The organism is Luxibacter massiliensis, assembly GCF_900604355.1.
GTDB lineage: Bacteria > Bacillota > Clostridia > Lachnospirales > Lachnospiraceae > Luxibacter > Luxibacter massiliensis.
On sequence record NZ_UWOE01000001.1, the window covers coordinates 3,220,485 to 3,237,797 of the forward strand.

25 protein-coding genes and 1 pseudogene are annotated in these 17,313 nt (G+C 45.6%); 5 read left to right on the top strand and 21 right to left on the bottom strand.

The window, feature by feature from the left end; all coding sequences use genetic code 11:
- Positions 1–42 precede the first annotated feature (42 nt).
- The 17 genes from EFA47_RS14885 to EFA47_RS19945 form a co-directional block, all read right to left on the bottom strand.
- The gene (locus tag EFA47_RS14885) at positions 43–708 is read right to left on the bottom strand and encodes a hypothetical protein (RefSeq protein WP_122643989.1); all 666 of its coding nucleotides are present in this window, start codon (positions 706–708) and stop codon (positions 43–45) included.
- The gene (locus EFA47_RS14890) at positions 701–1,432 is read right to left on the bottom strand and encodes a YkgJ family cysteine cluster protein (protein ID WP_122643990.1); all 732 of its coding nucleotides are present in this window, start codon (positions 1,430–1,432) and stop codon (positions 701–703) included. Before EFA47_RS14890 ends, EFA47_RS14885 begins: the two co-directional genes overlap by 8 nt.
- A gap of 73 nt (positions 1,433–1,505) precedes the next feature.
- Positions 1,506–2,186 (bottom strand): YkgJ family cysteine cluster protein, encoded by a 681-nt coding sequence (locus EFA47_RS14895; RefSeq protein WP_164690019.1) that lies wholly within the window; start codon positions 2,184–2,186, stop codon positions 1,506–1,508.
- 13 nt (positions 2,187–2,199) lie between these two features.
- A complete protein-coding gene (locus EFA47_RS19935; RefSeq protein WP_016295797.1) occupies positions 2,200–2,412 on the bottom strand; it encodes a hypothetical protein in 213 nt (70 codons plus the stop codon).
- A 20-nt stretch (positions 2,413–2,432) separates the two neighbouring features.
- Positions 2,433–2,810: a YodL domain-containing protein gene (locus EFA47_RS14900; protein ID WP_016295796.1), complete on the bottom strand. Its 378-nt coding sequence runs from the start codon at positions 2,808–2,810 to the stop codon at positions 2,433–2,435.
- 168 nt (positions 2,811–2,978) lie between these two features.
- Positions 2,979–3,236 carry a hypothetical protein gene (locus EFA47_RS20195; protein ID WP_218193101.1) on the bottom strand — a complete coding sequence of 86 codons (258 nt, stop codon included), beginning with the start codon at positions 3,234–3,236 and terminating at the stop codon, positions 2,979–2,981.
- Positions 3,220–4,020: a hypothetical protein gene (locus EFA47_RS14910; RefSeq protein ID WP_016295794.1), complete on the bottom strand. Its 801-nt coding sequence runs from the start codon at positions 4,018–4,020 to the stop codon at positions 3,220–3,222. The genes EFA47_RS20195 and EFA47_RS14910 overlap by 17 nt, the downstream gene beginning before the upstream one ends.
- A complete protein-coding gene (locus tag EFA47_RS20090) occupies positions 4,013–4,507 on the bottom strand; it encodes a hypothetical protein (RefSeq protein WP_206215537.1) in 495 nt (164 codons plus the stop codon). Before EFA47_RS20090 ends, EFA47_RS14910 begins: the two co-directional genes overlap by 8 nt.
- The gene (locus EFA47_RS14920) at positions 4,504–5,250 is read right to left on the bottom strand and encodes a hypothetical protein (RefSeq protein WP_122643992.1); all 747 of its coding nucleotides are present in this window, start codon (positions 5,248–5,250) and stop codon (positions 4,504–4,506) included. Before EFA47_RS14920 ends, EFA47_RS20090 begins: the two co-directional genes overlap by 4 nt.
- A complete protein-coding gene (locus EFA47_RS14925) occupies positions 5,247–5,456 on the bottom strand; it encodes a hypothetical protein (protein WP_122643993.1) in 210 nt (69 codons plus the stop codon). The genes EFA47_RS14920 and EFA47_RS14925 overlap by 4 nt, the downstream gene beginning before the upstream one ends.
- Entirely contained in the window at positions 5,431–5,694 is a 264-nt protein-coding gene (locus EFA47_RS14930; RefSeq protein ID WP_122643994.1) for a DUF2225 domain-containing protein, read from the bottom strand. Before EFA47_RS14930 ends, EFA47_RS14925 begins: the two co-directional genes overlap by 26 nt.
- Before the next feature lie 72 nt (positions 5,695–5,766).
- Positions 5,767–7,737 carry an NAD-dependent DNA ligase LigA gene (gene ligA, locus EFA47_RS14935; protein ID WP_122643995.1) on the bottom strand — a complete coding sequence of 657 codons (1,971 nt, stop codon included), beginning with the start codon at positions 7,735–7,737 and terminating at the stop codon, positions 5,767–5,769.
- 13 nt (positions 7,738–7,750) lie between these two features.
- The gene (locus EFA47_RS14940; RefSeq protein WP_054351722.1) at positions 7,751–7,933 is read right to left on the bottom strand and encodes a hypothetical protein; all 183 of its coding nucleotides are present in this window, start codon (positions 7,931–7,933) and stop codon (positions 7,751–7,753) included.
- Positions 7,926–8,474: a hypothetical protein gene (locus EFA47_RS14945; protein ID WP_218193100.1), complete on the bottom strand. Its 549-nt coding sequence runs from the start codon at positions 8,472–8,474 to the stop codon at positions 7,926–7,928. Before EFA47_RS14945 ends, EFA47_RS14940 begins: the two co-directional genes overlap by 8 nt.
- Positions 8,467–9,177, bottom strand: a complete 711-nt coding sequence (locus EFA47_RS14950; RefSeq protein ID WP_164690020.1) for an N-6 DNA methylase — start codon at positions 9,175–9,177, stop codon at positions 8,467–8,469. The genes EFA47_RS14945 and EFA47_RS14950 overlap by 8 nt, the downstream gene beginning before the upstream one ends.
- The gene (locus EFA47_RS19940) at positions 9,170–9,490 is read right to left on the bottom strand and encodes a hypothetical protein (protein ID WP_164690021.1); all 321 of its coding nucleotides are present in this window, start codon (positions 9,488–9,490) and stop codon (positions 9,170–9,172) included. Before EFA47_RS19940 ends, EFA47_RS14950 begins: the two co-directional genes overlap by 8 nt.
- Positions 9,484–9,861: a hypothetical protein gene (locus tag EFA47_RS19945; RefSeq protein ID WP_164690022.1), complete on the bottom strand. Its 378-nt coding sequence runs from the start codon at positions 9,859–9,861 to the stop codon at positions 9,484–9,486. The genes EFA47_RS19940 and EFA47_RS19945 overlap by 7 nt, the downstream gene beginning before the upstream one ends.
- A gap of 491 nt (positions 9,862–10,352) precedes the next feature.
- On the opposite strand from EFA47_RS19945, the pseudogene EFA47_RS14960 reads away from it, so the two are divergent.
- Positions 10,353–10,757, top strand: a pseudogene (locus tag EFA47_RS14960) (DUF4368 domain-containing protein); the annotation flags it as partial.
- 114 nt (positions 10,758–10,871) lie between these two features.
- Complete coding sequence (locus EFA47_RS14965; protein WP_122644000.1) at positions 10,872–11,210, top strand: helix-turn-helix transcriptional regulator; 339 nt, start codon at positions 10,872–10,874, stop codon at positions 11,208–11,210.
- Between the two features lie 518 nt (positions 11,211–11,728).
- On the opposite strand, the gene srtB is transcribed toward EFA47_RS14965, so the two are convergent.
- On the bottom strand, positions 11,729–12,505 hold the full coding sequence (srtB, locus tag EFA47_RS14970; protein ID WP_122644001.1) for a class B sortase: 777 nt from the start codon (positions 12,503–12,505) through the stop codon (positions 11,729–11,731).
- Positions 12,506–12,803: 298 nt separating this feature from the next.
- On the opposite strand from srtB, the gene EFA47_RS14975 reads away from it, so the two are divergent.
- The 3 genes from EFA47_RS14975 to EFA47_RS14985 all read left to right on the top strand — a co-directional run bounded on the left by EFA47_RS14975 (position 12,804) and on the right by EFA47_RS14985 (position 15,240).
- Positions 12,804–13,784 carry a MarR family transcriptional regulator gene (locus tag EFA47_RS14975; RefSeq protein ID WP_122644002.1) on the top strand — a complete coding sequence of 327 codons (981 nt, stop codon included), beginning with the start codon at positions 12,804–12,806 and terminating at the stop codon, positions 13,782–13,784.
- Positions 13,785–13,799: 15 nt separating this feature from the next.
- Positions 13,800–14,555: a hypothetical protein gene (locus tag EFA47_RS14980; protein WP_122644003.1), complete on the top strand. Its 756-nt coding sequence runs from the start codon at positions 13,800–13,802 to the stop codon at positions 14,553–14,555.
- An 82-nt stretch (positions 14,556–14,637) separates the two neighbouring features.
- Complete coding sequence (locus EFA47_RS14985; protein ID WP_103732227.1) at positions 14,638–15,240, top strand: helix-turn-helix domain-containing protein; 603 nt, start codon at positions 14,638–14,640, stop codon at positions 15,238–15,240.
- A gap of 366 nt (positions 15,241–15,606) precedes the next feature.
- On the opposite strand, the gene EFA47_RS14995 is transcribed toward EFA47_RS14985, so the two are convergent.
- Genes EFA47_RS14995 through EFA47_RS15005 form a run of 3 tightly spaced genes read right to left on the bottom strand, consistent with a single transcriptional unit; the run spans position 15,607 to position 17,313 of the window.
- On the bottom strand, positions 15,607–15,792 hold the full coding sequence (locus tag EFA47_RS14995; protein WP_016295766.1) for a DUF4177 domain-containing protein: 186 nt from the start codon (positions 15,790–15,792) through the stop codon (positions 15,607–15,609).
- Between the two features lie 16 nt (positions 15,793–15,808).
- Positions 15,809–16,456 (bottom strand): ABC-2 transporter permease, encoded by a 648-nt coding sequence (locus tag EFA47_RS15000; RefSeq protein WP_122644004.1) that lies wholly within the window; start codon positions 16,454–16,456, stop codon positions 15,809–15,811.
- Positions 16,453–17,313 carry an ABC transporter ATP-binding protein gene (locus EFA47_RS15005; RefSeq protein WP_122644005.1) on the bottom strand — a complete coding sequence of 287 codons (861 nt, stop codon included), beginning with the start codon at positions 17,311–17,313 and terminating at the stop codon, positions 16,453–16,455. Before EFA47_RS15005 ends, EFA47_RS15000 begins: the two co-directional genes overlap by 4 nt.

Genomic DNA, 17,313 nt, shown 5'->3' on the forward strand with positions numbered 1-17,313 from the left:
AAACGGTGCAATCATCAGACTGCACCGCTTTTTCATTCTACTTTAGAACATTGGATCAGAAGCGTATTCTGCTTCTCCCTGATTCTCCTGATACTGCGGGTTTTCCTGTGCCTGTGCTGTTCGCTGGCTGCTCGGATGATATTGGTTTGCATACCATGCACCCAGCCATGCTGAATAGTGCAGTCTTGTCGTAAGCAGCAGTTCACTGAATGTTTCAAATGTCATACTGACTGCCACATGATTTTCCGGCTTGCTTCCGAACTTGGGAACGATTAAACCTTTCTGATCTGTTTCACCAGGCCCGCTGTCCGCTACAAACAAGAAATCCGATTTGCTTCCTGCCAATAGCTGTGCTGTTCTGGACAGGCTTTTTCCATCTGCCCGAGAACGCCCGTATTTTGCAAGCTTTTCGGCAGAAGTGCCACCCAGGCACTGATAAAGCGGTGTTTTATCCCCGCTTGTCTTCTTATTCTTCAGCAGATAACGAAGTTCCCCGCCTTCCAGCTTGCGGCATAATTCCAGAAACTCGTCCACCGCAATGTAAATATGGATGTTGTTTGTCTGCCGTTGTCCAATCGGACGGCTCAGATCGTAGGTCGCAAAAGCAAGATGAATTCTCCCAATCTCAAAAGCGTCATTCAGGCTCTCCACAAAGCAGTTGCGAGCATCCTTTCGGATAATCTGATGCTGGTTACGATCCTCATTCATATGCTCTACCGCCTTCCTTTATGGGCGCCATCTGCAGCAGTGCAGTGATTTCCCGGACATTCTTTTCAAACTGCGGCAGAAATTCCTGATCAGTTTCATAATGCAGATATAAGCCGACAAAAGCCGCTGTCCATGACAGCTCCATGATACGCCCACTGGCCGTCTTTTCCGCTTCACGGAAAAACTGCCCGAATTCCATGATTGCCTGCTGCCACTTGACAAAAAACTCATCCTCCAGTGACATTCCAAACTCTCCAAGCCATTCCCGCACCGTATGGGTTTCAGCATTATCACCGCACCCAGGATTAGTAAAAATATACTGTATCTGGCTTGCTGAAATTTTCTCTGAAGGATTTGAATCCTTTTCAAACATCAAGCATCTTCCTATCGGGAACAGAGCACATACCGCCGGTTTTGCCTTATGGACAGAGCATTTTCTGTCTTTCAGCAGCGGGCATCTTTTTATGGATCCACGGGGCTTCAATCTAACTATGGGCATACGGGAATCGCAGCCGACATAAGTTTCGCAGTAGGTTTTAAACAGTTTTGCGGTCGTTATCCCAAGCTCCTTTGCCATGTTATAGATATCTCGCGGCGTCAAAAGGATATCCTCCCGATTGATGCAGCATTTGCCGCACATGGTGCAGTGAAACGGAAACGGCTCATCCACACCGATCTTCATTGCCTCAAAATTGTCTACGATATTTTTTAGTCTTTCATCCATGGTATTTCCTCCTAAAAATAATTAAGGCGCCGGATTCCGACGCCTTGTTGTTGTGTCATACTGACTTGAAAATTTAGTTGTCTTTGTCATTTGCCATTTTGCGCAGAACCTCCAGCAGCTTATCGTTATTGCTTTTAAACTGTGAAAGGAAAGACTTATCCAGATCGTAATCCGAATACTTGTAGAAAAGGAACATCATCACGGCCCTTGTCCGGTTATGCTCAGGAATCTTCTTCAGTAATTTTTCTATCTCCTGTGCTGAACCAATATCCGTGTTCAAAAATTCAAAATCCTGTTTACTACAGCGCTTTTGAATCCATTTTTTCACGGACATCTGCGGACCCGAATAGTGTAGTGGCTGCTCCATACTGAGATACTGTTCATACCCGCCAAGTTCATATGGTCCGACAGCAATAGGATATGTACGGCATGCCCGCGGATGAACAGAATGAATCGTACACCGATTATCTTTCAGAAAAATGCACGCATCATCCGCTCCAACCGTTTTCAGCATAAATACCGTATACCCGTTTTCACTAAGTAAGACAGGCTCTGCATAGGCAGCAAGCACATCTTCCACACAGCTCACATTTTCACCTTTGTCCCTCAGATGTTTGGCAAGCCGAAAAGCATCCAGACTCTCCAGCGGCACGCTTTCCTTGACATGCCGGCAGCAAGCGCCGCACATCCTGCATTTGAATGGAAATCGGTCTGACAGATTGACAGGAATCATTTTTGTCATAAATTCTTTCATACGTCCTCCTCGCTTACCAGATATCCCGACACGGCACAAACTCCACAACGGTATCTTCGGCAATCGGCGTATCCGGCTCTCCATCAAACTCATTGTTGTATTTCGTACAGATATTCGGTTTCCAGCCTTTGCGTGGATCCACATCCACATACAGCCGGCCTTCTGATTCATAAACCGGTCTGTCCCAGCTGTCGCGCCCTTTATAGTTCAATATCAGCTTCTTCATGATTGTATCCTTTCTGCGCCCTACAGGCGCCCCAAATCAGCTTTTTCCTTTTCAAACGCAATCTCCTCAAACCCGAACCGGTCGCAGAAGTAAAACCTGCTTTCCTTTTCGGAACGGATGACCTCGACTACATCTGACATGGTCATGGACCGTCCACGGAAGCCTTCCGGATGCGATACGTTAAAACGTACATATACCGCTTCCAGTTCGGCAAGTTCTTGATCCATTTTGTTTTTGGCATTCCGGGGCACGGCAATGTCCAAATCCCCGCTGAATACTGCTTCGTAAATCTCAGCCGGGACATGTCCGCCGCTTGCCGCCCGGATGCTTCTCAGATCGCTGAATATCAAGTATCTGTTTTCCGGTTCCGGGATGATTTGATACAACGTGATTTTCATGATGGTATCCCCCTTTCTGCGCAGAGCTCATCTGTCTTCAAGAGCTGCAGACAGTATGGGGGCATACAATCTCCTTCCCCTGGGAAGATATTGTTCGCATCCGGTATAATGACCCGCAAAACCTTGCGCCCGGTTTCCTCATACTCATCCAAGCGCACATCGCAGTCTTCATAAATTCCGAAAACCATATCTCCAGACCGGAAGCGTTCTCCAGATTGAACTCTTAGCCCCAAAGTATTGAGGATTCGTCCAATCTCCTCCGTCGGCAAAAAAAAGTACCATTTGGAAATCCAAGTGTCCATAGCGTTCCAGCCCGTGGGTGTGGGCATTGCACATATAGGGCAAAAAGTCTGTTTCTACCTCACCACATTCATCGCAGGCGCCATTGGCCACCAGATGGATGAGCCAGTCAATTTTCTGATCCATGATGCTCCTCCTCTCTGCGGTAAAACGCCATCATGCCCCGCATGGCGGAGCGTAAATCCCGGTCGAAGCTATCCCACTCCGTTATGAGATTCTCCATAGATTCTCTGTCACACATTTTAGCATCGTCCATACAAAGCAGCTCATAGTCCACCTTATCCGCATCGTCATAAGGAAGAGCCAGAACGCCCTCCTTTACGAGAACGAAAAACGTGCCAAGATGCAGCCCATCAGAGATTGGATAGTTCCAGCAGAGTTCGTTGTGATACCGCTCCCTGTAATCCGCACAGAAATCCATCAGCGTGGAATGCGTTGGACCGTTTTCGTGGAGATAAGCAATCAATTCACTTTTGCTCCTAAGGTTATCCAAGCAAATATCATGCGGGCTGATCTCAACAATCCGTTTATAGACTGCCGGCCGTTTTTCCCGGACATTGACCAGCCAAAGAGCCGATTCCGTGGTACTCTCATGGCACCATGACAGTCTTAAAGTCTTTTCCAACAAAGCACGGGACAAACGCTCTCCGATTGCGGCTGATTTGTCTGAATCCTGAGGAATTGCTTCTTGTTGCATCTCCTCATCCCCATTAACAAACCGGATAAGCTTGTCTATTTCGGCAATGGTAAAACGATCAGTGGTCGCCTGAAAGCCCCAGTAATGATCATCCTCATAGCCCGCTGTGCCATGAATCGTTCTGTCTAAAATTTTGCCTGCACATTCTGCGATCAGTCTGGACACTTCTTTCCAGTCCAATTTGAGTGTGCGGCAGTATATGTAATTACTCATTTGATTCCCTTTCTGCCATATATGGCTTGTAATAAACTGTGTCTTCCTCGTCAGACTGGTAAGCTCCAATGCAGACCTCGTGGCAGGGACCGCGTTCAGGATTGTATTCTGCAAAACAGATTGGCCCATCAATCTCCGGCTTTTCTGTATCCCAGTAAACATTGATTGCAGGAAAATTCTCATCGTCGATTGCAACTGCCCTAAGACTGCTTCCATCCGGCAGAGGCAGTACGATGGTCGGATATTTCGGCAGGGAAGCATACTGTTCGTCCGACAGCGAAAACCTTTTCTTGTAAGACCGGGTATATCGCTTCTGCGCTCTGTCCAATTCATCCCGCAATGTAGCAAAAATCTGCTGTACCTGCTCTTGCGTAAAAGCATATACGGCAGGATTGGAACAATTTCCAAGCAGTCTTACCATTTTGATAATCTTGTTAACCCGGGCTTCTGCCACACGGCGGAAGCGGTCTGGCCTTGACTCTCTCATGCTGTGACACCTCCGTTCTGTACGCATTCGATTTCAAATGCGTATCCTGAAAAGAATTTTTGATTGCTGTCCAAATAGTCCTGTGCCGCCTTTTCGGTCTTGAACTTCCGAATCATCTGTGATTTCGGCTTTTGAAACCTTGCAAACCAGATCTTTCGGCTGCTCCGCTTCACAAAATACCCCTGCGCTGCCCGCAGCACATAAAACTCCGGCAGTGTGCCGAAATCAAAGGGCGTTCCCTTGCGCCGCATGGGCGGGTGGGTAACATGGCGGTCGTCCCAGAAAGATACTGTAATGCTGTGGCCTGAAAGCTCCTTGATCTTATCCAGCAATTCCTCTGTCGTAGACACACAGTGCCTTTGCCAATAGTCACGGTCATAATCAACCACCGTCACGGTGTTCCCGTGCTTTTTGTAGTCCTCCACGGTATGTGCCGATTTCATCCCCGCCAGGATCCAGCGCCCGAACTCGCCCTCTTCAAACGTGCGGTTCCGGCTTTTGCGTGTCCCGCCCCGGTTGCTCATATTGGCTTCCTCGTGGACGGCAGCTATCTCCCGCATTTCCTCAGCAGTAAACAGCATCCTCCCGGTATGAGGGTAGTTCAGAACCGACCAATGCTTTTCCGGGATCTCACGGCCCCGACTATCAAAGTCAAAGCAGTTTGACGAGCCATGATTTACAACGGGGATATATTTCTCCCCGACAAGGATGAATGCCTTGTCATAAAAAATTTCACTGCTCATACCGTCACCTCCTGCCGGATAAGATGCAGGCGGTAGTTGGTATTACAAGTCTCAAAACGGATCTCATCAGGAGAAATCCTCTCCATCCGAAGAACCTTACTTGTCCTGCGCATCCCGCCATTTTCTGCGATAAAAGCTGCAGTTCCAACAGACAGTGGACAGATAAGCCTGCCAGTGATTTCAAGATTCTTTTTTTGTTGGTTCATATTCTTTGTCTCCTTTCCATTCCTCAGACTGATTTCTAAACTCACGTCCCGCTGCGCTGAAGCCACAATTGGCACAATCCCAGATGTCATTCTCATCAAGATAATGCGTGACCTCGACGCACTCATTTAGAGATTCCAGAAAGGTTCCGTTACAGTCGATCTTCCAGTCCTGCGTGACGTGAGCTGTCACCTCAAAGCTTTCTGCTCCGCAAGCAGGACAGCGATATTTTGGATTCATCCTCTTTTCCTTTCTATGAAAAAGTGAAAAGCGGAGCAGAAAATCTGCCCCGCCACTGTTATTCCGGCGAATTTACGCCAGCATTGCTTCAAATTCTTCCTCCGTCAGTGTTCTGATACCGAGCTGCTGCGCTTTCGTAAGCTTACTGCCGGCCTTTTCACCAACAATCAGATAATCGGTCTTTTTCGTTACCGAACTTGCCGGTTTTGCCCCCAGCTGCATCAGCTTCATCTGGATGCCGTCACGGGTGTAATTCTCCAGTTTGCCGGTTGCCACTACGGTCTTGCCGTAGAAGGGATTTGCTGTATTTGTATTCATATCAAAATTCTCCTTTTCAAATTCAATTTTTTCAAGCAGCGGGCGCCAGAGTTTTTCTTCCTCTGTATCCGCATACCATGTATAAATGTTGTCGTGCATCGTCTCGCCGAAATCAGGAAGTTGTGTGAAGTCGAAGCCATCCTGAATCGCCTGTTCAAACGCTTCCCACGATCCATGGAAATAGCTGTCCAAATCACGCCCGGCATGTCTTCCCACCATGGGAATACCCAAGCCTGCAATAAATTTTGCCAACGTGCAGTGGCGGCTTTTCTCAATGGATGCCTGCAGACGCTCAAAGGATTTCTCCCCAAAGCCTTCCGTCTGGATAATCTCATCACGGTGTTGATCCAGCGCATAAAGATCTGCAAACGTCCGAATCCAGCCATGACTTACAAACTGCTCCAGAGTTTTTTCCGACAGTCCCTCGATATTCATCCTCGTTTTCTCACAAAAGTGGACAAATTTTCGCACCAGTTTGGCAGAACAATGCGGATTTTCACAGAACAGCTGGCGAATACCGCCGCTGCTTTTCCGGAAACTCAGCATCTTGCCACAGCAGGGACAATTGAGCGGAACACAGCAGGTTCCGGTCTTATTGAGGTTCTCTGCAATCTGCGGAATAATCATGTTCGCCTTATACACGCGGATTTTATCACCACGCCCTAAGGCAAGGTCCAGATAATTCTCGTAGTTATGCAGATACGCCCGGCTGACTTGAGTACCGTCAATAGACACCGGCTCAAAGATGCCTGTCAGACTGACCATCCCAGTGCGAGTGACTGCTACATCCAGACCAATGAATGTGGTTTCATACAGTTCATCTTCCCACTTCAATGCAATCAAACGGTTTTCATGATGCCCTGTGGCTCCCAGACCTTTTCCGTAGGCAACATCATCATATTCCATGATGATTCCGTCTACCGGGTAAGGGAACTTCTTCGGATCCATAGCAGAAATTGCATCACGCACCATTGTTTCATCGTGAATCGCATCCAGATAGATATAGGGCACAACGGAAAACCCGTTATGTGCCAAAAACTGCTGCTGGGCAAGCTTACTCTCCGGCTCCAGATAATCGCTCACAAGCTCAAATGCCCAAAATTCAAGCAATCGCTTTTTGGCTTCGCCGGCGTCGAGCTTACGCGTGCTGCCGGATGCGAGATTTCTCGGGTGAGTATAGGGCTCCTCCAGACCGGAATTGATTTTCTCAAAGTTTGCCCATGAGATGACACCTTCGCCACGAACTTCAAACGAATCCTTAGTGGGTATGGCAAGAGGCACATTAAGAAAATTACGCACGGTATGCGTTACATCCTCTCCAATGATTCCTTCACGCCCACGGGTGATCGCCTGAACCAGTTCTCCGTGTTCATAACGAAGTACCAGTGTCAGACCGTCCATTTTCCAGCTTATCAGCACCGGCTGCTTGGCAGCAAACTTCACCAGATCCTCAACAGATTTTGTTTTATCCGCTGAAAGCATAGGTTTACTGTGGCGTACCTCGGCCAGGCTTTCCAATATTTCTCCAGACACCTTTTGGGTCGGGGAACCGGAAAGAACCAACCCGGTTCGGCTCTCAATATCTTTCAATTCGTCCATCAGGATATCGTAATCCCGGTCTGTCATAATGGGATTATCATCCCGATAATAGGCAATATCTGCCTTTGTGAGCTGCTCGATCAGCTCAAGCATACGCTCATGGTTTGTTTTATATTTCGCACTCATGTGCATTCTCCTTTCAGTCAATTCTGTACATCAATTCCCGAATCGCCTCATACCGAAACTGAAGATCTTTTTCCATCTCTTCCGTCCGTTCCTTTGAGTCAAAATCAAGAATTTCCGCATACAACTCAGTTTCTGTTTTTGTGCTGTAGATTTCTTCTACCCTTCCGCCTTTTACAATGATAAACAGCTTATCCATTTCCGCTCACCTCCTTGGGCGTGCAGACCTGAAACGGGGAACACCGGCCGCATATCGGGCATGTAATCCCTAAAGCGTTTCCGGCAGACTGATCCAGCTGCTCCTGTGTAATTTGCCCGGGTATCCCGCAGCATTCTGTTTGAACCCATACCAGTCTGGCAGATTCCAGAACCTCTGGCCGATACTTGCGGTTGAACGGGATATAGGCCACCCAGAGCGGATCATCAAAAATTCTGGCCATGTGAAGTTCCAGTGCAGTCATCTCCATCTCTTTGGGGGAACTATTGCAATAATTATGCTCCTGCTCCCATTCCAACAGATTTTTCTGCAACTGTTGCTCTCCGCTTTTTTGAATCAAACCCGTGGCCAGCTGTATCCAATCTTTTTCCTCCAGGTCTCCCAGATCTGTCTTAACGCCTTTTCGGTAGCCGTAAACATTCCTTCTATACTCTTGCCTGATCAAGAAAGCACGTCCGGTTCCGTAATGGACTCGCAGATCAGCAAAGGTCAAATGGTCCAAGGATTTTTTTGTACTATCCACTTGTCTCCGCCCCTTTCTCTGTGCTATTGACAGCGCATTCCCTTTTTATGAAAGGAACAGACGCCAACGGAGTGTACCATCGGGACCATTCTTTCATTGCTAAGGTGTCGCCATGAATGACCACCGCTGGAATTCCATACAGACTGAGCTGGATATATGCCATCCACACACAGCGGATGTCAATATCCTGGGCAACAAAAAAACTCTTGTGCCGAAAATCGAAATCTTTCTGCTTCATGGCCCATACTGCACCAATCACCATCGTACCCGAACCGCAAGTAGGCTCGTTGATCATGATGGGATCTTCCTCTTCAGGACGCTCATCCACTGGGTTTACAAGCTGCGCCATCATCCGGCAAACATTATCGGGAGTGAAATACTGTCCGTTCCACTCGTTATTTAAGCGAAACTCATGATAGATACTGCCAAGAATATCGCAGGGATCCTCCTCATGCTCATGAATAGCAAGAGCCAGCAGAGCGAGCATATGTGCATAGCAGTTGAGGGTTTTAGGATCCATAGCAGATGTCATTTCCTCATACCGCTTCTCGCGTTCTTCTGCATTTGACGGATCCATCTCTGCAGAGATACAGGTTGCTGAAATCTCCAAAAAAGTAGTGAAGACATTATTCAGCCCTTGTGACTGCCCCAGACCACTGATTTCATCAACCAGCTCGCCTCTGTACGTTTTTTTCTTACCCATAGACGCCACTTCCTTCCGCACTGCCGCCTTCATTGACCCGTTCAAAATGAAACGGAATCCCGGCTTGATATGGATAAAGTGTAAAGTCATGGTCACTCCATATACGCATTGCATGGCCGCCCTTGAATTTTGAAATCAGGACCCGCTTACTCTTGTCGAACAGCATGTCCATCTGTGCCGGACTATACCGGCTTACATACTCAAGCAATTCAAAAATATATGACTTCTCCGTTTCCTTTACTGACATAACAATCCGGTATCGGTCAAATATTCCGTTATCGTGTTCGGCGATATATTTTCCGCTTTTCAACATGCGATCACCTCACCACTTTCGTTCTGACAAACAATGTTTCCATGTAAAATCGGAGCTTCAAACGCCAATCGTCTGCCATCGTCTTCAAATTCCATCGAAGTGATACAGATATTGGGAGGAGTATCGCTTTCAGAATACAAACCGATATCGGTTATTTTCATATCCTGCAGCTGCTCCAGTCTGCCATTGGCATAGACCTCTCCAAAATACACCCCTTTGTATCGGGCACTGAAACCGTCGTCAGCCCGCCCAATATCACTTTCATCCCAATTAAGGGATGCGGTTTCTCCGTTTGCCAATTCCACCTCAATATAGTCAATCATCAGATCCTTGACGGTAGTTCTGGCATCCAAATAAAGAATCATAGGCATTTCCTTTCTGCATTCCTGCGTGGTTTTATCTATATACACGGGTATGCCGAAAGGCTCCCCGGAACAAAGATTAGGGGAGCCGTAAAAGCTCCGATCTATATAAAAAAAGCACCCAAAGAACCGAAATTCTCTGAGTGCCTTTATTGCCCGAGGGCCTGATATGAAATTGTAGCAGATGGGCGGAGGGCTTGTGCCTCCGGACTCCCCATTCTGTGCTTCTTGGAAAAGAAGCAGAAGAAACAAAAAAAGTGCCTGAAAATATATACTCTCAGACACTGTGCAACCGGAAAAACTCTAATCGCTCGAAAGCAATTACTGATACTGATGTAGGTAGTATAACATATCTATTTCAGATTTTCAAGTGGTGATATATGCTCTAAGTGACTTCTTAATCATGGTTTTTCTCATGGTTACTGAAAACACTTAGAGCATTTTTCATGCAAGGATGACGCGAATATGAGAAACGAGAAAATCACCCCATTGTACGAGCGATTAAGCCATTAAACGAGTTTGTCGAGAAAATCCTTGTGCATGAACGCGCCCGCAAGGGCAGCATTGAAACCACGCAGGAGGTTGAAATCTATTTTAACTTTGTGGGCCGATATGTGCCTCTCCACTTCGGAGAAGTAAACCTCACTCCGGAGGAACAGGAGGCCCTACGGAAGAAAGAGGAACGCAAGAACAGACTGCACCAGAACTATCTACGCCGAAAAGCTAATGGAAAACAACGCGAGTATGAGGACAGGATAAAGACCGAGAAGCGGCGGCAGATGGAGGCCAAGAAAGCAGCTTTACGAGCCGAGGACATGGCCAATGGTGTGTATGCCCTCACTAGCAGCCTACAGAGGAAAGAACCACAAAAAGGCATTCTATCAGCCCGAAGCGCTGTTATTTGAGTAAAAATGTGCCGCAACACGAATGCAACCTATAATTGCGTAATAGTTGGTAGCTGCAACACGACAATTTTGATAAAATAAAGCCCTAACAAAGAAGAAAGGAGGCGTATCCATATGAAATCTTCTATGACGTCTATTTTGGTTGGTGTAATCTTTATCGGCGTGTTTGTTACTTTGTTTGTTCTCATTGTTCGTGCTTTCCTGAAATATCTGAAATCGAGTAATGTTCGTAAAGAGAAAGCTGCCGTGAGTCAATCTCTCGGAGAAACATTAAAAGCGCACCGAACCCATTGTCAAATGACACAAGAGTTTGTGGCAGAAACAATAGGGGTCAGCAGACAAGCAGTATCAAAATGGGAAAATGGAACATCCGACCCAAGTACTTCAAACTTGTTTGCATTAGCAAAGCTATATGGTATATCGGTAGAAGAATTAATAAAAGATGTAAAATAACTTCAATAATTGCCGCACGACGGCAAAGAAAAAAAGCCGTCGTGTAGCAACTATATTTCCACGCACCTTATTAGTTTCGGCGGCTTTGAAATATCAAGGCCGCTATTTTTATGCGGCCAGTGGAGGGCCGCAATGAGCAAATATCCCTTTTGACGCGCCCCTTACATGGGGGACAAGCCACAATAAAATAGCGAAAACGTCCACCACGGCGCAAGTGAAAAGCCAATCACTTGCGCCCTTTTTTTAGCAGAAAGGCTTTGGAAATCGTTTTACCATCGTTCTTTTACAAGTCGTTGAGAATCATCTTTCCACCTGTAAGCCCATCGCTGCTAAAATTGCCGCAATTATTCAAATCCACTTCTATAAAAATCGTAAGGTTAGATCACTATGGAAATGAAACGTAATCTACACTTGATATAGGAGCAGATAGTTTTCATTACGAATTATTGGGGAAACGCACCTTTTTTCGTAATAGCATCCCCCAATTCAATCCATTATTCTATTTTCTTCTGAATCCGTTACTCTTCCGGCTTTATTACGCCAAGCAATACAAACCTGGCATTGTTAAACTCGTAGCTGCAGGTGGAGAGCGTCAGGATTCGGTCTGTGACTGCCGGAGTAATTCCGCTGGTAAAGCACGAGCGTTCTTTAGTCTTATCCAGCCACTCTGTAAAATCCGGGTCTGAGGGGAAAGCCAATTTCCAGGCTTTATCTTGGACACTGGCCACATACCCGGAAAAAATTTCTATCTCATAATTTTTATCCGGCGTCAGCAGCAAAGCTACAGAATGTGAATCATAAAACTCCTGCTTCTTATATTCCGTAAGCTCGGAAAACATGCTGCCATTTTTCATATGATGTCCATAAATGATGCTGTGCCGGTCTGAGAAATCCACTCTGTTTCTGCTGTCCAGAAAGATGCAGCCGGATCCGTTCCACTCACCGCTGAACAAATGCTTCAGGTAATACTGGTTATCGTTACCCTGAACAACCGGATAATTGATTTCTGTCCCTTCAATATAAATCCATCCTACGATATCCGGATTGATTTCCTGCAGGGAAGCAAAATCTACAGCCGGCCACTCCCGTCCCCCAGACTCAGTTTCATCATCCACTGGGGATGATGAAGGCGCTTCCGGTTCCTCCGGCAACTTCACATAGTCCTCCAAATCAGTATAGGAGTCCTCGCCTTCAGAATACTCATGGTACTGCTTATATAATTGAATGGCGCCTATCACAATACCGCTTGCAAATATCAAAATCAATATGATACAAATTATTCTTTTTTTCTTCATGTCCATTCGCCTCCTTATTTTCATTACACGATCCGGGAGGATAATCTACAACCAATTTAGCGATTCTCTTTCCATTTTTCAAAATGATGTTATAAATGGCATTGAAAACTCAGCAAATCAAAATGACTGGCTAATAATTCCTGTTCACCCAGCGCATATTATATAAGTCGGGGCTTATTAATTCCAAACGCTCTCAGATGGCTTATATTGTTTCATTCGAATTTGACATGTTTCATTGTTTGTGGTATAATGACTTTCCAATGAAATGAACTAACAGAAGCCATGAAAGGAGGAACCCATGTTTGATTTTTTGAAAACGATATTTGGGGCCAATATTAATGTTTCAGAACTTGATTATCCAGACAAAACGCCCTTTTTTATCCGTGATGGATATAAAATCCAAATCCTGTCCTGGAAAAAAAGCCAGTGTGTGCTGCTGTCTCCCATTGATTCTTCCTGGAGGCTTCCAACATTAAAAAAACAGCTGACAAAATTTCAGGAGATCTGTGATTTTCCCTGTGCGCTGTGCCTTGAAAACATCACATCCAAACAGCGGCGCAACCTGATTGAAAGTAATATACCATTTATTTCACCGTCACAGCAGGTCTATCTTCCTTTCTGGGGCTGCTCCTTTTTGGAAAAATTCAAAGCGGAAACAACCGTCCCGGATAAAATGGCTCCCGGAACCCAGCTTGTATTCTTGTATTTATATTATTTGAAGACCGCTAATACAACAAATTTGACACAGATATCCAAGGAGCTTTCACTTTCCAAAGCAACCTGCACCAGGGCAATCGACGATCTTACCGCATCCGGCCTTATAACCTGCAAGGCAGAGGGAACAAACAAATGGATTGCTCCGGCCTTTGAAAAGCCTGAATTTCTAAAGAAAGGTTATCCCCGCTTGAAATCACCGGTGGAAAGGCTTATATATGTGAGGGCATCCTTTCACGATGCAGCATTGCCGAAAAGCGGCGTCATTGCCCTGGCAGATATCTCAATGGTCGGTGCAGATGAACAGGACGGAGCAGCTGCCATCTCAAAAAAGGGCGGTGCCGGGATACCGGCTACAGAAATTATTTCTGAACAGGATTTCCGGGATTTCGGAGGACGCATCCTCGAAGTGTGGCGCTACGATCCGACCTTACTGGCAAACGGCGGTCGGGTTGATGACATCTCGTTGCTGCTAAGTTTGGAGGACAATCCAAATGAACGGATTCAAATGGGACTGGATGTTATAAGGGAAAAGCACGAACTTCCTATCAAGTATGAGGAATAACAAGGAGAAACACTTATGGTAAAAGGAATAGATATTTTTAGAGAGCATTTTAACAATTTTAAGGACCAGTATACGGTTATCGGTGGATTCGCCTGCGACCTGCTTATGTCAGACGCCGGACTTGACTTCCGCCAGACCGTTGATATCGACATGGTAATTACCGTGGAAGCCCTGACTACAGAATTTGCAAAAGCATTCTGGGATTTCATTGAAGCCGGAGGCTACCACGCCAGACAGCGAAGCACTGGCCAGCCTGAGTTCTATCGCTTTATTGACCCTGCCAACCCATCTTATCCTAAAATGATAGAGCTTTTCTCAAGGCCGCAGAATCATGTGAAGCTTCAGCCAGATTCCCATCTCATGCCCTTGCATATTGATGATGAAGTGTCCAGCCTGTCGGCGATCCTTTTGAATGACGACTACTATCATTTCCTTTTGGATGGGAGAACCGTCACGGATGGTATCTCTATTCTGGATGCCGAACACATCATTCCCCTAAAAATGAAAGCGTGGCTTGATCTAAAGGATAAAAAGGAACAAGGGCTTCATGTAAATTCCCGTGATATCCGTAAGCACCGTCTGGATGTATTCCGTCTTTTTCCACTAATCCGGGAAGACCTGAAGATTTCAGTACCATCCTCTGTTGGAGCGGACATCCAAAACTTTATTGCGCAAATGCGCGAAACGGACATTCGGCTGGAAGATATCGGAATTCACCGTTCAAAAGATTCGATTCTCGACATTTACAATAACATGTACATAGCAAATTAAATTCCAGAAAAAACGAACTGCAAATTGTATTATAAGCAACTGATGGTATTCAAACAAGCAAAAAAGCAAAGGTGGTGGACAGATGCCAAGACAATTCAAACAGGCACGGCTGATCAACAAGTTAAAGATGACAGAGGCTGCCGAAAAACTCGGCATCTCTCAGCCGACCCTAAGCGCATGGGAGGGAGAACGCAAGTCTCCTTCCATTGACGGACTTGAGAAAATGTCTGTTCTCTATGGTGTAACAACGGATTTTCTCCTCGGACGGTCAGAGCAGGGGATCTCGGTCCAATCTGTACCAATTGCTCCGGAAACCCTTCCAATCTTTCACGGAAAACCAGTCTGGTCTGCGGAGTATGGATGGATGCTGGTTGATGCCGGCAATCATACTCTATTGCTCCCAAATGGACAGACCGTTCCGTTTGCTGACGCCAAAAGGCTGTTTACGCTGCCCCAGTTATTTTCCGAACCGAGCCTGCCATCCGGAAAACCGCTAATCTTATCTGAGATCCAGCAGTTTACCCGGATATGGCTGGAGCCAATCTCTCCAGACTCAGATTTGCGGACTGAATTGCGGGGCTGGTATCAGGTCAAAAAGCATTTTGTCCAAAATGAGTATGGGAATCGGTTTTATTTGGATACCTATAGAGCAAAATGGCTTGCCTTTCATCCTGAACAGCAATGAAGAAAGCACCGATACCCGATATAATATCAGGCATCGGTGCATTTGTTGTTTACGCTTTTGAACAGGCCGCCAAACAATATTCAGTTGTAAGACTTATGTTCAACCACGGACAACAGTGTAAGGAGAATTTTTATTCCCTCTATAAGGATACTGCACCTCCTCCCCTTCAATTCACCTGACTTAAGCAGTGGACTTCTTCCATCTGCTTTTGTTGTGTAAATTGTATCAGGGAGGATTCTGCTTTCTTTCCCGATGTATCCTTCTGTTGTCCTATTTTTTGTGAATTTTTATAATTTAATGGTTGAAGCATATCGCCTTAAACTGCTCGATAACACGCCAGACCCATATTTTCGATTGAAAACATAATCACTTTTCAAAAACCAAGTCAATTTTTCTGATGCAGCCGTTTGCCCCTACTTCCGTAGGGACAAAACCGATATATCGAAAGCCTTTCTCCGCGTAACTATCTATGATTTCCCTATGCTTTTCAACATAAGAAAACACCACTCCTTTTGCTGAATATTCGATATTAACATACTCATATTTTTTCATAGCAATTTCTCCTATCTTACAATTCTTGTTTCAAAAAAATCCGATAACTGATTTGATACATTCCATAACTCCAGACCAACGCGATAAGCGGGGAACAGCATAAGAGGATAAACACCGTCTGATCTGTCAGCTCCACGCCCAGTATTGCAAGCAGCTTATATGCCCCAAAACAAATTGCTGCCGGAATGAGGAACGATACCAGAAGCAAAACGCGCCCTTTTTCGGCTCCAAATTTAAACACCAGCGGGATTGACATACTTCCAAAAATGAGGGAAATTACCGTTGCCGCTAAGGTTAAAAACAGCAGTTCCACAATAGCGGCAGGGCTGAATGTAATTTTGCCTGCTATGCCTCCGCCGATCAAGCCTACAGCCAAGCCGAATACACTGCCAATCGCACAAAAGATTGCTAAGACAATAAACTTTCCAAACACTAAATCTCTTTTTGAAATGGGCATTATCATAGCATATCGCGCCCATTTGGAGTTATCGTCAAAAGAAAAAGTGGTTACAATCATCATACTGCATAGGATGCCGCAGATGAAAATATATGCTCCCACACCAGAGGTAGGAATAAAAGCCACAGCAAACACCGCAAGTATAAACAGCATAGATTTTGTATTGTGTCCGATATTATATAAATCTTTCAATATAAGGCTTTTCATTTTGCCCGCTCTCCTTTCACATACAGCAGCAGAATATCGTCAATCGTAGCATCATCAACGACAGCCGCTTTATATTTTTTCCTGGCCTTTTCTTTATCAGCCACCAGCACATTCCACTGGTAATCGTCTTTGCGGTAAGCGAGGATCTCCGCTTTATCAATCTGGTCGAAACCGGCTGCACCGCATCGAATGATTCCATATTTGTAGCGCAGTTCATCCTTTGTCTTGCAAAACAGGACTTTTCCCTGATGAATAAAAGTAATATAGTCGGCAACCTTTTCCAAATCCGTGGTGATATGGGAGGACATCAAGATGGAATGATTTTCATCCTGCACGAAATCCAAAAAGACATCAAGAATATCATCCCGCATAACCGGGTCCAGACCACTGGTCGCCTCGTCCAAAATCAACAGCTTCGGTTTATGAGAAAGCGCCACAGCGATACACAATTTCATTTTCATGCCTTTAGAAAGTGTTTTGATTTCTTTATCCAAAGGAAGTCCGAAGCGTTTCAAATAATCCTGATACAGGTATTCATCCCATTGTTTATAGGCGGATCCAGAGATCTTCCCCACTTTCGCAGGCGTCAATGTTTCATAGAAATTGATTCCGTCGAACACAACGCCTATGTCCTCTTTCAGCTGTTTTGATGAGGCTAATTCCTGCCCCCAAAAAGTAACCGTACCGTCATCTTTCTTAATCAGATCAAGAATTGCATTGATCGTTGTACTCTTTCCGGCTCCATTCTCGCCAATCAGTCCCATAATCGTTCCTTTCGGAAGGTCGAACGAAACGTGGTCCAGCTGAAAGCCTTCATACTGTTTCGTTAAATTTTCCACCTGTAAGATTGTATCCAT

Excerpts from the sequence above, each read along its gene's own strand:
- EFA47_RS19940 (WP_164690021.1), bottom strand. The coding sequence starts at position 9,490 with ATGTTGAAAAGCGGAAAATATATCGCCGAACACGATAACGGAATATTT.
- EFA47_RS14950 (WP_164690020.1), bottom strand. The coding sequence starts at position 9,177 with ATGGGTAAGAAAAAAACGTACAGAGGCGAGCTGGTTGATGAAATCAGT.
- EFA47_RS14925 (WP_122643993.1), bottom strand. The coding sequence starts at position 5,456 with ATGAACCAACAAAAAAAGAATCTTGAAATCACTGGCAGGCTTATCTGT.
- EFA47_RS14910 (WP_016295794.1), bottom strand. The coding sequence starts at position 4,020 with ATGAGTAATTACATATACTGCCGCACACTCAAATTGGACTGGAAAGAA.
- EFA47_RS15005 (WP_122644005.1), bottom strand. The coding sequence starts at position 17,313 with ATGGATACAATCTTACAGGTGGAAAATTTAACGAAACAGTATGAAGGC.
- EFA47_RS14975 (WP_122644002.1), top strand. The coding sequence starts at position 12,804 with ATGTTTGATTTTTTGAAAACGATATTTGGGGCCAATATTAATGTTTCA.
- EFA47_RS14885 (WP_122643989.1), bottom strand. The coding sequence starts at position 708 with ATGAATGAGGATCGTAACCAGCATCAGATTATCCGAAAGGATGCTCGC.
- EFA47_RS14940 (WP_054351722.1), bottom strand. The coding sequence starts at position 7,933 with ATGGATAAGCTGTTTATCATTGTAAAAGGCGGAAGGGTAGAAGAAATC.
- EFA47_RS14890 (WP_122643990.1), bottom strand. The coding sequence starts at position 1,432 with ATGGATGAAAGACTAAAAAATATCGTAGACAATTTTGAGGCAATGAAG.
- EFA47_RS20090 (WP_206215537.1), bottom strand. The coding sequence starts at position 4,507 with ATGAGAGAGTCAAGGCCAGACCGCTTCCGCCGTGTGGCAGAAGCCCGG.
- EFA47_RS14900 (WP_016295796.1), bottom strand. The coding sequence starts at position 2,810 with ATGAAAATCACGTTGTATCAAATCATCCCGGAACCGGAAAACAGATAC.
- EFA47_RS14895 (WP_164690019.1), bottom strand. The coding sequence starts at position 2,186 with ATGAAAGAATTTATGACAAAAATGATTCCTGTCAATCTGTCAGACCGA.
- EFA47_RS14920 (WP_122643992.1), bottom strand. The coding sequence starts at position 5,250 with ATGAGCAGTGAAATTTTTTATGACAAGGCATTCATCCTTGTCGGGGAG.
- EFA47_RS15000 (WP_122644004.1), bottom strand. The coding sequence starts at position 16,456 with ATGAAAAGCCTTATATTGAAAGATTTATATAATATCGGACACAATACA.
- EFA47_RS14930 (WP_122643994.1), bottom strand. The coding sequence starts at position 5,694 with ATGAATCCAAAATATCGCTGTCCTGCTTGCGGAGCAGAAAGCTTTGAG.
- EFA47_RS19945 (WP_164690022.1), bottom strand. The coding sequence starts at position 9,861 with ATGCCTATGATTCTTTATTTGGATGCCAGAACTACCGTCAAGGATCTG.
- EFA47_RS20195 (WP_218193101.1), bottom strand. The coding sequence starts at position 3,236 with ATGGATCAGAAAATTGACTGGCTCATCCATCTGGTGGCCAATGGCGCC.
- EFA47_RS14980 (WP_122644003.1), top strand. The coding sequence starts at position 13,800 with ATGGTAAAAGGAATAGATATTTTTAGAGAGCATTTTAACAATTTTAAG.
- EFA47_RS14995 (WP_016295766.1), bottom strand. The coding sequence starts at position 15,792 with ATGAAAAAATATGAGTATGTTAATATCGAATATTCAGCAAAAGGAGTG.
- EFA47_RS19935 (WP_016295797.1), bottom strand. The coding sequence starts at position 2,412 with ATGAAGAAGCTGATATTGAACTATAAAGGGCGCGACAGCTGGGACAGA.
- EFA47_RS14965 (WP_122644000.1), top strand. The coding sequence starts at position 10,872 with ATGAAATCTTCTATGACGTCTATTTTGGTTGGTGTAATCTTTATCGGC.
- EFA47_RS14985 (WP_103732227.1), top strand. The coding sequence starts at position 14,638 with ATGCCAAGACAATTCAAACAGGCACGGCTGATCAACAAGTTAAAGATG.
- srtB (WP_122644001.1), bottom strand. The coding sequence starts at position 12,505 with ATGAAGAAAAAAAGAATAATTTGTATCATATTGATTTTGATATTTGCA.
- ligA (WP_122643995.1), bottom strand. The coding sequence starts at position 7,737 with ATGAGTGCGAAATATAAAACAAACCATGAGCGTATGCTTGAGCTGATC.